The sequence below is a fragment of the Oleiphilus sp. HI0128 genome (assembly GCF_001635365.1).
Genome location: NZ_LWGG01000610.1, coordinates 1 through 15634, shown reverse-complemented (window position 1 = coordinate 15634; position 15634 = coordinate 1). Strand labels below are relative to the sequence as shown.

Genomic DNA, 15634 nt, shown 5'->3' with positions numbered 1-15634 from the left:
CAATTATGACTTGGCACGACTCACGTATTCACCAGTACGAGTATCGATACGCAGCTTCTCACCAATATTGACAAATAATGGCACATTGACCGTTGCACCGGTAGAAAAGGTAGCCGGCTTTGTGCCACCTTGAGCTGTATCGCCTTTCAAACCCGGGTCAGTTTCTACCACTTCCAGCTCAACAAAGTTTGCTGCAGCAACAGCCAAGGGTGCACCATTGAATAGTGTGACCGTATAAACATCCTGTTCCTTTAACCACTTAATTGTATCACCGACAGCCTTTTCATCAGCAGCATGCTGTTCAAAAGAACCATCAGTCATCATAAAGTGCCAGAACTCACCATCGGTATAGAGGTACTCCATATCGAATTCCATTACGTCAGCCGCTTCAAGAGATTCACCTGACTTGAAGGTTCTCTCCCATTGACGCCCAGTATTGAGGTTTCTCAACTTAACGCGGTTAAAAGCCTGGCCTTTTCCTGGCTTTACAAATTCATTCTCAATCACCGCACAAGGATCACCATCCAACATTACTTTTAAGCCTGAACGGAATTCGCTGGTAGAATAACTTCCCATTTTGATCTCACCTGTTTCTGTCTCCTACATATTTATGCAGGAACTATTCAATTTACGGAATTATTTTCTCGCTATCTTGGTCCAGCCTAATCTATACAGGGCCAATGAGTGGGCGACAAACTGTTTTCTATAGCTTTACTTCGCTATATACTGCGCGGTTTACCGGCCTCTTTACATCAAGGGCTGACTCTTTTTTAGGCTCGCAGACCAAAATTAAAGCGCACATGATACATCTATCAACTATTCCTGTCGAAAATAAAGCGCAATACGGTTCATGGCAGTCTCAACTTAGCCAGTGCAAAATAAGTACTGCAGACTTGCTGAACAAGCTAGGTCTGAACGATCATCCTTTAGTAGATGAAGAGGCTGAGCGTTTGTTTGAATTAAGAGTACCACCACGTTACTTGGCAAGTATTCGTTCAAACGACCCGAATGACCCACTTCTTCTACAAGTACTTCCTCAAAATAGAGAGTTCAAGCAAGTCGATGGTTTTAACGATAGCCCTCTGAACGAGGAAGAGTACTCTCCCGTCAAAGGCTTACTGCACAAGTACAATAATCGGGTATTACTCATGAGTAGTACTGTGTGCGCTATTAACTGTCGTTACTGCTTCCGCCGGAATTTTCCTTATGACGCGCATCGCCAATCAAAAAACGAATGGCGAAAGGTCTTCAACTACATTGAAGAACACAAAGAATTAGATGAGGTAATCCTGAGCGGTGGCGAACCCTTAATACACAATAACGACCACCTTGCCTGGCTAATAAACAATATTGCTGATATCAAGCATATCCAACGCATTCGTATTCATTCTCGAATGGTCGTCAGTATCCCGGAAAGAATCGACCAAGAACTATTAAAAATATTTTCTGATTGCAACAAACAACTCATACTCGTCACACACTGCAATCACCCTAACGAGTTAGATAGTCAACTCAGACCCTGCTTCACTGCTCTCAAACAGGCTGGCGTCACCTTATTGAACCAGGCAGTCTTGCTAAAAGACGTCAATAATCATGCAGAGACACTAACAAAGCTTAGTCTAGCGCTCTTTGACCTGGGCATTCTCCCTTACTACCTATTTATGTATGACCGTGTTTCAGGCGCAGCGCATTTCGAGGTCTCTGAGCGCGAAGCATTTAAGCTCTATAAGCAACTTCTTGGCGCTCTGCCTGGTTATCTCGTTCCTCGCCTCAGTCAGGAAATCCCGGGGCAAAACTCTAAGAGCCTGGCAACATTTAGTTGGCCATAAATAATGTGCTACTGAGAACTAAATCGAGCCTGTAACGCGATTTAACAATTCAAGCCACACTTTTTCCCCCTCATTCAAGACAATACCATAATCCCTGCTATGCTAGTTATAAGCGTATTATGGCTACGGTTTCGCATAATTTTCTGACTAGATGCTGACCCGTACAAGCAAAATAAGTAGCCTCTTACTACAAATTTAGGAATCATGAATGCACGGCCAAGATATAGAATTAAATTTATCCACCCCCGAGCAAACTTTAATCAGTTTTTCTTTTGCTGAACATACTCCAGCAGCAATTAAAGCTTGGGTGAAGGATTTGCCGATGGCTAATGTGGGAGAGCTCTCACGCCAGTTATACCAGGCAATAATCGAGTTTAATAAGCTGACTCTTCCTCCTCTAACACGAATGCAAATTCTGGAACTATTGAGGCCGCCAATAGACTATGTATGTAAGGAGCTGTCTAAACACTTCCTTAATCAGTCAGTTGTACTAAGTGAAAAACAGCAAAAAATTGCTAACCTGACTCAAGCTATCCAAATACATCTCGCAACCTCGTATAAGATAATTCTTATCGATAGCGTGCCTAACATTAATAGCGAAAAAGTCAGGAAAAACTTTACTTGTGCTGCTCATAGGATGATGTCCGAGTATGGGCAAGTCCTGCTCCGATCTAATCAGCTTTATATTCACACTCCCAGAGATATCTGGGTCGAAATGCATCAGGTTTTCTACTTTGCTGAACAACACAATTTACTGAAATATACCGTTGCAGACGATCAAAGAAGAGACGGACGAGAAACTCGAATAGATCAAGTCTATAAACAGAATCTCTTACTAAGCTGCTGTCGCCCTAACCAGCTACGTCAAAACGATATACAGATTGCTTATTACGCTTTCGAATTGTGGTCAGACCTAGTTGACATCGGTGCCGATCAAATCGATGAATCAGTCTTTGTAATCAATATCGAGCAAGATCTACCACCTCGATACAAAAGCTTACTTAAAAGTACCAGTGCCAGCCATTATGGCTTTAACACGACCGAACTAGTGAGCAGACTAAATGAACACCTTAACACTGAAGTAGAGCAGGCAAAGTCAAAGAAGCGTATTGAAAAAGAGCCGATCATAGCACTGCCTAAGCATATTTCCGACGTCGTTTTGGATCATTTACATCATTCATTCGGTGTATTAACCAAGCGCAGCTTTAAACGGGTAGAAGATGAGGGTGCCCTAAACCTATGTGTTGGTTTAAGTGCAAGCCACTATTACACCTCGGGAAAAGTCGAGTTCCACACACAAATGCTTCAACATGCATCCGGTTCAACCTCAGGTGATGACAATATTTTCCTAAGTGCCACCAATCAGTCTCAGGATGGTTGGGGTGACAGCTATGATGCCGGTAGTCATTCGGCGACTACGCCCTCCGACGCGCCCATTTCCTATGACCGAGCAATCGATGACAAGCTCGACAGCGCTTACCCGAAGTACACAGTTCCTTTAGTCAATACAAGCCCTGGTGGCTATTGTCTGCAATGGGAAGGTGAAGTACCAAGCAATATTCAAGCGGGTGAAATAATTTCCTTGCGTGAAAATGCTCAGCAAGCATGGAGCATCGCGGTTATTCGCTGGATCAGACATATCAAGCAGCAAGGTACCCAGGTAGGGATCGAACTATTAGCGCCTAGCGCTAAGCCATGTGGTGTCCAATTGCTTCAGAAGACGGGAGACCCTAGCGAGTACCTAAGAGGACTCCTGTTACCAGAACTGAGTGCCATAGGTCAGCCTACGACACTTATTACACCCAGGCTTCCCTTCATGTCCGGTCATAAGGTATCGATTCGAGCCAATGGCGCCGAAGGAAAATGTAATTTAGAAACACGTGTATCAGCGACCGGTAGCTTTAGTCAATTTGAACTGTCAGAAAACAAACAAATGAAAGAGCTGACTGAAAATCGGGTTCCTGATATTGAGGTAGGCGACAACGATGATGACTTCGACTCATTGTGGCCGACACTATAAATAGAGAACTGAAAACGAAAATAGAGCACACCATAAGCGCTCTATATTAATAACTTGCCTGGTTTAACAGGTATATATTTTTTGAACATTAAGAGCAGTATCCCAAGTCAATGAGCAAAATAAACGACACAATTTATCTACTTATTCTCGACCCATCAGAGAACGACGCAGAAAAGCTAATCAGCCTGTTGCGCAATGCCGGCATACCTACCCGGGCAAAGCGTATCGAGTCTGAAGAAGAGTTCGTCGATGCGCTTGAAGAGCAGTCTTGGGATCTATTTGTTGCCCGCGAAAAAGAAGCTGACTTTGATATAAACCAAGCCCTAGTGCATATACGCCAAAAAGACCGCGATTTGCCCTTTATCGTCTTAAGTGATGCTTATGACGATGAGCAGCTGGTTAAGCACATGAAAGCCGGCGCAAAAGATGTCGTACCTTTCGAAAATGATAAACACATAGTCGTCGTACTGCGACGAGAGTTAGAGAGTCGAGCCGATCGTAAAAAGTTGCGTTTAATGGAAGCAAAAATTCGCGATGCAGAGCACCGCTGTGAATTGTTACTCGATAGCTCAAAAGATGCCATTGCTTATATCAGTGATGGTATGCACATCTATGCCAACAGCTCCTATATGCAGTTCCTTGGCTACGATGATATCGATGAAATGATCTGCATTCCTGTGCTTGATACCTTTAATTCAGAATCACAAAGCAGCTTCAAAGAGCTATCTAAGCCTTTTTCAGATAACCCGCAAGCCGAAAAGACCGAAGCAACAACCTGCATATCCATTCGTGAAGATGGTACTGAAATTAGCGCAACCATGAGCCTTTCCGCTGCAACTTACGACGGCGAAGACTGCCTACAAATTATTATCCGTCCAGAGCATGACAATGAAGAACTTGCGGAAAAGATAAAAGAACTCAGCCAACAGGATCTGCTAACAGGTTTATATAACCGCCAATACTTTATGGAACAACTGCACGATGCAAAAGAATGTGCGGTAAATAATAGTACGCATGCAGGCGTACTTTACCTGGCCATCGATAACTTTCAGAAGATAAAAACCAATTTTGGCATGGCTGATGCCGACCTGGTACTACGCGACCTGGCTCATGTTATTGATAGCAACCGAAAGAGCGACCATCACCTGGCTCGATTAAGCGACGATGTTTTTGGCCTAATATGCCCGGCACAAAATGGAGATGATGCCGTTGAAGTCGCCCAAGCTTATGGTCAGGCTGTTGAAGATCACTTATTTGAGGTCGATGGAAAAACAATTCAGATAACACTTAGTACTGGTGTCACTTTGATAACTGAGAATGCCCCCGCCATCAATGATATTCTAGGTAGAGCTCAAACGGCGTCTCAAGAACTCGCTTCTCAGGACAACGCTGAAGAGATAAATGGAGTCAAACTGTACACGATTCAAACTGATAAGCCTTTAGATGACCATGACATGGCAATGGAGCTGATTCAGGATGCAATCGACAATGACAAATTCAAGCTGCTCTTCCAACCGATTATCAGCTTGAGAGGCGAAGGGGATGAGAACTACGAAGCCTTTATTCGCATGCTGAATGAAGAGGGCGAGGAAATTTCACCCTATGACTTCCTGCCACCAAGCGGCCCAAGTAATATGGCCAGCAAAATCGACAAATGGGTTATCTTACAAACAATTAAACACTTAAGTGAACATAGATCAAAAGGTCATGACACCAAACTCTTTATTAACCTGACCAGCGAGACGCTACAAGATCAAACCTTCACCTCATGGCTGAATGTAGCGCTGAAAGCCGCTCGCCTACCTGGCGACTCTTTAATTTTCCAGATATCGGAAAACAACGCTATCACTTACATGAAACAAGCAAAAGAGTTTGCCAAAGGTATCAGCACCCTACACTGTAAAATGTCGATCAATCAGTTCGGCCATGCCTTAAAACCTTTCAACCTTCTGAAACACTTAAGCCCAGAATACATCAAGCTTGAAGGTTCCTTTACTCAAGATATGCAAAAGGGTGAAGATTCAAAAGAACAGGCTAAAGAAATGATTCAGACCTTACAGTCCATGGGTAAACTCACTATCGTGCCGCTGGTAGAGAGTGCAGCCCTGCTATCAACTTTGTGGCAAGCGGGCGTCAACTATATTCAGGGTTACTACCTGCAAGCACCCTCTACAGAAATGAACTACGACTTTAGCGAAGAAAACTAATTGGAAAGCTTATTTCTCTTTCAGTTTGGCCAACTCCCAGAGCTGGTCTAGTTGAGTTAAGGGCACCTCGCTCACAGAAGTGCCCTGATTGCCCAATTGCTCCTCGATAAATTGAAAGCGCGAAGTAAACTTATCATTGGTAAGCTGAAGCGCATCTTGAGGAAGTACACCTAGAAAGCGCGATAGATTCAAGCAGCTGAAAAGCAAGTCACCAAACTCAGCTCGAATTTCAGGCCTTTTAAAAAGGTCTTCAGCCGTGCTTGTCTTACACTGCGCTTTCGCTTTTATGACTTCCTGCTTAAGCTCGTCCAGTTCTTCAGCTATTTTATCAAAAACTGGCTCTATTTCAGGCCAATCAAAGCCGTGCTTAGCTGCGCGCGCTTGAATATCCAAAGCCTGGTTCAGTACTCCATCTTTATTGGAAGCACCTTCTAGAATACTATCCTGAGCCTTTTTAACTTTCTCTGAAGACACCAAAGCTCCTTAGTTACGTTTTCTGCGAGCATCAATAATATTGGGTAATTGCTTGATCTTGGCTAGGGCTTGCCCAAGACTCGCCAAGCTCGACACATCCATTGCAATGGTAATGGTCGCAATATTTTCTTGTGGGTCAGAGTATGAATTCACGCCCGTTACATTGACCTTCTCGTTAGCTAGTACAATCGTTATATCCCGAAGCAGGCCTTCTCGGTCATAGGCTTGAATCTCAATACCCACACCATAGGCTGCATCGGCTTCATAGCCCCAGGAAACTTCTATAATACGATTTGGCTCCAAGTCTTCAAGCTGGAGCAAATTCATACAATCCTGTCGGTGTATCGAGACGCCTCGTCCAACTGTTATATAACCCGTAATTGGGTCTCCTGGCACAGGCTGGCAACACTTCGCCATAGTTGTTAGTAAGCGCCCAACGCCCTTGATCTTGATATCATCTCGCCCAGCACTATTCGCCGCTTTCTGCTGTGGTGCACCAAGACGAAGATCCAATTGCTGTTCTTTAGGCTGCAGAATTTTCTGAGCAACATTCGCTATATGCGTTGGCTTCACGTCTCCTGCACCAATCGCCGCAAATAGGTCATCCACCTTATTGAACTGAGTTTGTTCCACAAGTTCCGAGTAATGGATATCGCCAATAGACAAGCGCTTAAGCTCATCCTCCAGAAGTATTCGGCCATCAGTGATATTCTGAGATCGATTCTGTTGCTTAAACCAATGAACCAGCTTGGCTCGTGAGCGCGAGGTCTGAATATAGCCTAAACTCGGATTTAACCAGTCACGGCTCGGCGAAGCCTGGTTAGAGGTTAGAATATGAATCTGCTCGCCAGTTCGAAGCGGGTAAGTTAACGGCACGATACGACCATTTACTTTAGCACCACGACAAGCATGGCCCACCTCAGTATGAACACGGTAAGCAAAATCTACCGGCGTTGCGCCATTTGGCAAATCAACAACATGGCCATCAGGTGTAAATACGTAAATACGGTCTTCACCAACGTCTGAGCTTAGCTGGTTTGCAATTTCCGAGGCATCACCCACCTCCTCTTGCCATTCCAGTACTTGTCTAAGCCAGTTGATCTTTTCCTCATACCCTGAAGATCGACTTTTAACATCGGTACCTTTATAGCGCCAGTGAGCACAAACTCCCAGTTCGGCTTCCTCGTGCATTTCCCTCGTACGGATCTGCACTTCCATGACCTTTCCTTCTGGCCCAATGACAGCTGTGTGCAAAGAGCGATAGCCATTTTCTTTCGGGTTAGCAATATAGTCATCAAATTCGTAAGGAATATGCTTCCACAAGGAATGCACAACACCTAGTACCGAATAACAGTCTTGTACACTGGGCACCAGAATTCTAAAAGCTCGAATATCGTAAATTTCAGAAAAATCTAGATTCTTACGGCGCATTTTTCGCCAGATGCTATAGATGTGTTTACTTCGGCCAGCGACTTCGCCGCGGATGTGGGCATTCTCTAATTCAAGCTCAAGTTTTTCAGTCATTCTTTTTACAAAAGAATCCCGGTCAACTCGGCGCTCATCCAGCAATTTCGCTATCTTTTTATAGGCTGAAGTGTGTAAGTAGCGAAAAGACAGGTCTTCGAGCTCCCACTTGATATAGCCTATACCTAAGCGATGTGCCAAAGGCGCATAAATATCAAAGACTTCTCGTGCAACACGCTGACGTTTTTCGGAGTTCGCGTCTTTAACCGCTCGAATTGCGCAAGTTCGCTCTGCCAACTTGATGAGTACGACGCGCACATCATCAATCATGGTCACAAGCATTTTCCGGACGTTATCAATCTGCCCTTGAGTCTGACCTAAAACCATACCTTTAAATGGACGATGTGTTGCAGAGATCGCTGCCATTCGCGCAACACCTTCGATCAACTTGGCAGTTTCTCCGCCAAATTTTTTCGATACTTGCTCCAGCGGCAATTTACCTTCGCGGACAGCTCGATAAAGTATTGCTGCAATGATAGCTGTCTGATCCAATTCCAACTCGATCAGAATCTGAGCCATCTCCAAACCAATTACAAAACTATTGTGCTCTTTTGCCCAGACTCGATCTTCCTGGACCGATTTCTGCTCGATTTCAAGGCTAGTTTCACAGGCCTGGCGTACTGTCTCGATATTACCCAACTCGGTAATTGAACTGATTTTATCAAGCCATTGATCAATGGCGGCTTCGCCATCGAAATCCTCAATGTAATCTTCGCGAACCTTAACCATAAAACTACCTGTTTATTATTCTTAGCCTACTTACTATCGAAAACAGCTATCGACTCTAAATGCTCAGTATGGGGAAACATATCCAAAACCCCTGCCTGCATCAGACGATACCCTTGCTGCACCAAGATCCCCGCGTCACGCGCTAATGTAGCCGGGTTGCATGATATATAAACTATTCGTTTTGCCCCAAACTGCCTAATATTGCTCACGATATCCAAAGCACCTGCTCTAGGCGGGTCGATCAAAATCTTATCATAAACTCCCTTCGTCCAAGCTTGAGCCGAGAAGTCACTGTATAGGTTACTTTCATAAAAAGTGACATTTTCGATATCATTAGCTTGTGCATTAAACAAGCCTCTTTCCACCATATCCTGACTGCCTTCAACCCCAACAACTTCCTTAGCGCACTTTGCCATTGCCAAAGTAAAATTACCCAGTCCTGAAAACAGATCCAGAGCACGCTCATCAGATTTAAGTTCAAGTAGCTGCAGCGCGAGTAGAACCATCTTCTGATTCACACCAAGGTTGATTTGCGTAAAATCTTTTGGGTGGAATTGTAAGGCTAAATTTTGCTTCAATACCCGCAAATTATAGGACAAGTTAGCTTGGCCTTCTTCTCGGCACTCATTTTCCGGCCACAACTGCTGAATACTGGAAATGTCCCCTGCTTGCAGAAACACCGTCCACTTCTGCTCCTTCGCAAGGTTTCTAAGCATTTCCAAGTCACTCTGCTCAAGAGGCTTCACATGCCGAATCAACACGCCTATTCCCTCACGACTCAAGGACAGTTCCAGGTGGCCAAGTGCTTTATGCACCGAGATTGAAGCAACAAGTTCTTTAAGTACGGGTAAGGCACTTGAAAGCTCACTAGCCATAATTGGGCAAGAATCTATATCTAATGTCTCTTTGGAGGCTTTTTTACGAAAGCCAATTCGAAGCCCTTCTCCTTTTCGGCCATAGTCGACACTGAGCCGGACACGCGAACGATAACCCCACGGCTCACTCTCGACAAGCGGCAACCATTGTTGCGGAGCCAAATCCCCAAAGTGCTTAAGCTGGTCAGCCAATACAGTTTGTTTATGCGCCAGTTGAGCTTTATGCCCCATATGTTGGAGGCTGCAGCCACCACAAGTTCCATAATATGAGCATACAGCTTCAACACGTTGATCTGAAGCTTGCATCACTTTCACCGCAGCCAGCTCATCATATTTAGCACGATGAGCCAAGACCTCAGCCAAAACAGTCTCACCGGGCAAGGCATAATGCACAAATTGCGTTTTGCCTTTATTTTTGGCGATACCTCGCCCCTCATGACTGAGAGACAGAATTTGACACTGAAGCAAGCCACTATCAGAGCTATCAACATCGTTGGCGAGGTTCTTGGACTCCAGGCTCACTTTCACCCGAGCTTCCTGCTTCGAATCTTTAAGTTCACGCTCAAGTGATTTTTTTTGCTTTTTAGACTGCTCACGCAGCTTAGTTCTATGCTTAGAAAAAATATTTGCCATAGTTACACGCTACCGAGCCACCTGCTCACGAAAAAACACCTGTTGAAAGGTAACGATCTCCACGGTCACAGATAATGGCGACGATCACCGCATTTTCAAGCTTGGCTGACAAGCGCAAAGCTGCAGCCACGGCTCCGCCTGAGGACACACCGCAAAAAATACCTTCCTGTGCGGCAAGGGCCTTCATTGTTCTTTCCGCTTCATCTTGCCCCATCTCGACCACTTCATCGACTCGTGAGCGATCAAAAATACTCGGCAGATACTCTTCAGGCCAGCGACGAATACCGGGAATTGCCGCATTTTCTGCAGGTTGCAAACCCACTATCTTGATATCTGGGTTCTTTTCTTTCAGAAACCTGGAGTTTCCCATAATGGTACCTGTCGTTCCCATGGCACTGACAAAGTGAGTAATTTTTCCATGAGTTTGCTCCCAGATTTCAGGCCCCGTCCCGCAATAATGAGCCAAGGGGTTGTCATCGTTCGCGAACTGGTCGAGGACAATGCCCTTGCCTTCGGCCGCCATTGACTGCGCCAGGTCACGAGCGCCCTCCATACCTTCTTCTTTGCTAACATAGAGCATTTGTGCACCGTAAGCTTCCATTGAGGCCTTCCGTTCCATGCTAGCGTTGTCTGGCATAATCAGGATCATCTTGTAGCCCTTGATTGCCGCAGCCATCGCTAAAGCAATCCCCGTATTGCCACTCGTTGCTTCGATTAAGGTATCACCGGGCTTTATCTGCCCTTTTTCCTCTGCCCTCTGAATCATACTTAAAGCAGGCCTATCCTTCACCGAACCTGCAGGGTTATTACCCTCAAGTTTGACTAGCAGGATATTAGTTGTCTGACCAGGTAAACGCTGTAACCTGACGAGGGGGGTATTTCCAACATAGTCTTCAATCGTAGGAAATTCGTTTTTTGCATCACTCATTGGGAGTAAAATTCCTGTTCAATATTCTGTTTACAGAGTATGTATTAATTCAATGCGCCCAGTCTAGAATGCCTAATTCACAGACAAGACAATAAAACGACACTAGATCAAATTAGCACCGTTTAATCATACTAATTTCTGTAAAGCTTGCTATGGCAGTCCATCGTACAATTGTCCATAATACATAGTTCATGATATACCACACGGCCTGACAAAGCCTTATATTATATAAGTTTAAATCCATGAAACCTATCAAGCTCAAGTCTCGCATCGCACTGATTGCCTCCTTGCCTCTAGTATTAATATTTCTTGGCTTAGGCCTAGTATTAGCCGACCACAGGCTAAATGTCGTTGAAAAACAGTTTTTCCAACAGCTAAGTCTATTAACCCAGACCAGCGCCAGCATCACAGCTCAACACTTGCGAAACAAAGCCACGCAAAAAGATGATGAAAAGCAATCAGAACTAAACGATCTGAATAAATACTTTGACACGCTACTTGCTTCCCCCCTTATCGAATCGATTACGCTACTCAATTCAAATCATAAGGTCTTAAAACACCGAGGCACTCAGCTATCCGCACGACTTAACCCAACAACCTTTCCCACAGTCAGCCCAAAAATTATCGAGACAGGCAATGAAAACATTTTCGTCATACCGCTGAATACTGAAAAGCGCTCAGCCACTCTTTCATCTTTGACTCAAAGTAGACTAAAAAAACAAGTTGGCCCAAGCACCTATCAACAGGAACAGAGTAAGGCATGGTTATTAATCAACACCAACCGGGGCTCCATGAACCAAGAAATCGGCAACACAGTCATGAAGGCTATCTGGTTAATGTTAGTCGGCGCAATCCTTTGCTATTTCTCTGTGCGTTTTTTGATTAAACAAATAATAGCGCCAATTAAAGAAATTGGGCTGCATTTAGGTAAGCTGGCTGACGGCAATTCCGACATACACATTCAAACTGTTTTCCCTAGCGAACTTAACCAGCTGGCTCACAGCGCTAATCAGTTAGGTGAGCGCTTGAGCCAAACTCAATCTGACATGACGCAAGAAATTGAACAAACTACAGAAGACTTGCGAGAAACTCTCGAAACAATTGAAATTCAGAACGTAGAGCTCGATATAGCGAGGAAGCAGGCTGTTTTGGCAAACCGAACCAAGTCAGAATTTTTAGCCAATATGAGTCATGAAATTAGAACACCACTGAACGGCATTATTGGTTTCACCAACCTCTTACTTAAAAGCAACCTGAACAAACGACAAATAGACCACCTTAGTACAATCAAAAAGTCTTCAGAAATTCTGCTACTAATCATAAATGATATTCTCGACTTCTCAAAAATAGAAGCCGGTAAGCTATTGCTAGAAAAGGGTACCATTGAATTTCGGGAGCTTATCGATGACGTGGTTGCTATGCTTGCACCGACGGCTCACGCCAAGAATCTGGAGTTGGTTCACCTACATTACCAAGACGTCCCCAGGGCCATTATTGGCGATCCTCTGCGCATCAAACAAGTTGTCACCAACCTGGTCAATAATGCAATCAAGTTTACCCAGGCTGGTGAAGTCTTAGTCAGGGTGATGTTAGCCGATGACGAAAATGACCTCAGCCGCGAGTCTGTCAAAGTGTCAGTGACCGATACAGGCGTTGGTTTGTCTCGCGCCCAACAACACTCGATTTTTAACGCCTTTTCCCAAGCTGACGCCACAACTGCGAGAAACTTTGGCGGCACAGGTTTAGGGCTCGCGATATCCAAGAACCTAATTGAGCAAATGGATGGTGAAATTGGCTTTGAGAGTGAGCTTGGCAAAGGCTCTACATTCTGGTTTACCTTACCCATAGAAAAACCAGGCAACGAGCTTGAACAGCTCCCAACCCAAGAGCAGCTAAGAGGCAGCCATATAATATGCTACGAACCCAAAGGGTCCGCCAGACTTGCAATAGAGCATATGTTCAACTCCTGGGGTGTAGACTACCAGTTTGCCGAAAGCAAATTACAACTGATAACCCTGGCAAAAGTTGCTGAGACCCAGAAAGATCATCGCCGACTAACCTTGGTGAGTCTGGATAAAAGCCAGTTAGGCGTCCCTGAATACACCTCGATCATGCAAACCCTTCAATCACTAGGTCAACGAGTTTTGCTCATTACGCCGACCCTAGAAGACTACGATACCGAAGCCATTCAAAGCGCCAGCGCACACTTGGTGAAGCCGCTCACCCGACAGCGTTTTTACAATGAGCTATGCGAACTAAGCATGGAAAACTACACTAAAAAAAGCATCTTGAAAAAGCTCACAACCCCTATTTCAACGCCTATTAAAAAAGATAGACAACCAATTCTTGTCGTGGATGATAATGATATCAACTTATCGTTAGTGGTCTCAATTCTGGAAAGCATGGGGATACAAGCAGAGTCCGCTAATGACGGCTTTGAAGCAATCAGCAAATGTCAGGAGACCTCGTACAAGCTTATTTTTATGGATATTCAGATGCCAGGAATGGATGGTGTTGAAGCGATGAAGCGCATCCGGCAGATTAATCAGCAGTATAAAACAGCAACGATCATTGCACTGACTGCCTACGCCCTTCCCGAAGAACAACAAACCTTTCTCAACCAGGGTTTTCAAACACTTATCACCAAACCAATTGATGAAGAAAAGCTCAGTAAAACAATCACAGAATATCTTCCCGAGCTAGCCAGTGACCTAGGTCAGAAGCAAGCTACTACGTCTATGCCTGCATCGCCCAAAGACAATAGCCCAGTTCACTTACCGGAAACAAATAATACCACCCCAGACCCTCGTCAATCTCAGGCTATTCATTCATCACACACGCCAATTAAAATCATCGATATAGAAGAAGGCGTGAGTTTGTGTAACGGTAACCAAGATCTTGCGGAAACTTTCTTAAAAAAGTTTTTGGAAAGCTTACCAGGTGAAAAAGAACGAATTGAGCAGCTATTCCAAAACAATCAGCTCGAACTACTTGAAGAGTCTGTCCACAAATTACATGGCGCCTGCCATTATTGTGGCGTTCCAAAGTTAAGAAAAACAGTAAAAGATACCGAACATGCTTTAAAAACTTACGAGCGACAGTTGGATACATACATAAATGAGCTTCTCGAAGACATTCAGCGAGTTCTTGATACGGCTAATGAATTGAAGCTAATCCCCTCTTGAGTCACCAGCTAAGCGCTATGCGGATCACACTCTGAAACATAGGCGCTTTTTTAAAAGCCTCGAATTAGATATATTAACTCGGTTAACTCAACCCGAAAGGATTATTAACTTTGGATGCGAGCTATGATCAAGCTCCGAATGTGTAAGTGCATCCAAGTTCAACGATATGGAATACGTTAGAGCTACTAACGTAATTTGCTAAAAAGGTTAATGCAGCTTATGTCCTCACGTCGCTCTCCGCTCCCCAAAACCATTTCGATTATGGTTTTCCTATTTTTGCTAGGCACCCTACAAGCATGCGGACTCCCCGAAGAACAAGGTGGCACTGATGGTAGTTCCAGCGATTTAGATTCTGATAGCGATACCGCACGAGACCCAGATTTAACCCTCGGAAAAACTCTGATAATCAACGCAGAACGACTAGACGGTTCAACAGACCTAAGCCTAGGTCAAATATCCTTAGTTTCACTAAATGCCGACTTCAACGAAACCTCTGACGGCAACCTCCCCACCTGGGACGTAACGAGACTTGAGGACTCCAGCAACATCCAAATGTTTATCGAGTCCGATTACATTGAACAAATTAACCACGTAATAAAAATCCGCTATAGTGACGATGAAATTTATTACGCAGCCATCCCTTACATCCCAATCGCGGTTAATTCTACTGCACAAGTTACCACTAATATTTTTACTCATTACCTACTCAAAAAGGTATTTGATCAAATTCCCGACTCTAGCGCTTTGTTAACTCACCAACCTTGTCTTACCGATAACCCTGTGATTGGCTGTGATAACCAACCTAGAGCTAAGCAAGACTACTTATCAATGATAAATAATGCTGTTGGCGAGTTTAACTTCGAACTTTCCAACAACAATAATATTTCACAGGCAATAGAAACCTTGGAACAACAAGACGAAATTCGTCACTATGTGGAAGCTGCTGCGACAGAGTTAACCAGAGCAACGAGCCCTTTCGCAAAAGGTACAATGCGCGAAGTGACTGGCCTGGGTTTCGATGAAAATGGCGACGTTTTCTCTACACCTCCACCTTTGCCAAAAACTTATAACAGTGCATTTCTTGCCCTCTCTTTAAGCGATATCAACGCAACTAATAGGAGCGTAGAATCCATTGGCTTTGCTGCATCCAATTCAACCATCGTCGAAAACAGGGAGCTAGCCAATGAACTGCCCGCTTACCCCAAATATCAAAGCACCACCTATTTAACG

The 15634-nt window shown here is 44.4% G+C and carries 10 protein-coding genes; 5 read left to right on the top strand and 5 right to left on the bottom strand.

The annotated features are described in order from the left end of the window. Positions 1-3: 3 nt before the first annotated feature. Positions 4-576 (bottom strand): elongation factor P, encoded by a 573-nt coding sequence (gene efp / locus A3763_RS07420; RefSeq protein ID WP_068507556.1) that lies wholly within the window; start codon positions 574-576, stop codon positions 4-6. A gap of 224 nt (positions 577-800) precedes the next feature. Between efp and epmB the strand changes: the two genes are divergently transcribed. From epmB to A3763_RS07405, 3 genes are all read left to right on the top strand, one after another. Then, positions 801-1829: an EF-P beta-lysylation protein EpmB gene (gene epmB, locus A3763_RS07415; protein ID WP_068507605.1), complete on the top strand. Its 1029-nt coding sequence runs from the start codon at positions 801-803 to the stop codon at positions 1827-1829. A gap of 208 nt (positions 1830-2037) precedes the next feature. Beyond that, positions 2038-3849, top strand: a complete 1812-nt coding sequence (locus A3763_RS07410) for a hypothetical protein (RefSeq protein ID WP_068509967.1) — start codon at positions 2038-2040, stop codon at positions 3847-3849. Between the two features lie 110 nt (positions 3850-3959). After that, complete coding sequence (locus A3763_RS07405) at positions 3960-6056, top strand: EAL domain-containing protein (protein ID WP_068509966.1); 2097 nt, start codon at positions 3960-3962, stop codon at positions 6054-6056. A gap of 9 nt (positions 6057-6065) precedes the next feature. On the opposite strand, the gene A3763_RS07400 is transcribed toward A3763_RS07405, so the two are convergent. Genes A3763_RS07400 through cysM form a run of 4 tightly spaced genes read right to left on the bottom strand, consistent with a single transcriptional unit; the run spans position 6066 to position 11219 of the window. Beyond that, complete coding sequence (locus A3763_RS07400; RefSeq protein ID WP_068509964.1) at positions 6066-6530, bottom strand: MazG nucleotide pyrophosphohydrolase domain-containing protein; 465 nt, start codon at positions 6528-6530, stop codon at positions 6066-6068. 9 nt (positions 6531-6539) lie between these two features. Continuing rightward, positions 6540-8783, bottom strand: coding sequence for a GTP diphosphokinase (relA, locus tag A3763_RS07395; protein WP_068509962.1), 2244 nt, complete (start codon positions 8781-8783; stop codon positions 6540-6542). 26 nt (positions 8784-8809) lie between these two features. After that, positions 8810-10291 (bottom strand): 23S rRNA (uracil(1939)-C(5))-methyltransferase RlmD, encoded by a 1482-nt coding sequence (gene rlmD / locus A3763_RS07390; RefSeq protein WP_082865187.1) that lies wholly within the window; start codon positions 10289-10291, stop codon positions 8810-8812. A gap of 25 nt (positions 10292-10316) precedes the next feature. Beyond that, a complete protein-coding gene (gene cysM / locus A3763_RS07385; RefSeq protein ID WP_068509959.1) occupies positions 10317-11219 on the bottom strand; it encodes a cysteine synthase CysM in 903 nt (300 codons plus the stop codon). Between the two features lie 242 nt (positions 11220-11461). Here cysM and A3763_RS07380 point away from each other — a divergent pair, with 242 nt between their 5' ends. Beyond that, positions 11462-14404 (top strand): hybrid sensor histidine kinase/response regulator, encoded by a 2943-nt coding sequence (locus A3763_RS07380; protein WP_068509957.1) that lies wholly within the window; start codon positions 11462-11464, stop codon positions 14402-14404. A 219-nt stretch (positions 14405-14623) separates the two neighbouring features. After that, positions 14624-15634: hypothetical protein (locus A3763_RS07375; protein ID WP_156494993.1), on the top strand; the 1011-nt coding region annotated here is incomplete at its 3' end.

Excerpts from the sequence above, each read along its gene's own strand:
- efp (WP_068507556.1), bottom strand. The coding sequence starts at position 576 with ATGGGAAGTTATTCTACCAGCGAATTCCGTTCAGGCTTAAAAGTAATG.
- epmB (WP_068507605.1), top strand. The coding sequence starts at position 801 with ATGATACATCTATCAACTATTCCTGTCGAAAATAAAGCGCAATACGGT.
- A3763_RS07410 (WP_068509967.1), top strand. The coding sequence starts at position 2,038 with ATGCACGGCCAAGATATAGAATTAAATTTATCCACCCCCGAGCAAACT.
- A3763_RS07405 (WP_068509966.1), top strand. The coding sequence starts at position 3,960 with ATGAGCAAAATAAACGACACAATTTATCTACTTATTCTCGACCCATCA.
- relA (WP_068509962.1), bottom strand. The coding sequence starts at position 8,783 with ATGGTTAAGGTTCGCGAAGATTACATTGAGGATTTCGATGGCGAAGCC.
- rlmD (WP_082865187.1), bottom strand. The coding sequence starts at position 10,291 with ATGGCAAATATTTTTTCTAAGCATAGAACTAAGCTGCGTGAGCAGTCT.
- cysM (WP_068509959.1), bottom strand. The coding sequence starts at position 11,219 with ATGAGTGATGCAAAAAACGAATTTCCTACGATTGAAGACTATGTTGGA.
- A3763_RS07380 (WP_068509957.1), top strand. The coding sequence starts at position 11,462 with ATGAAACCTATCAAGCTCAAGTCTCGCATCGCACTGATTGCCTCCTTG.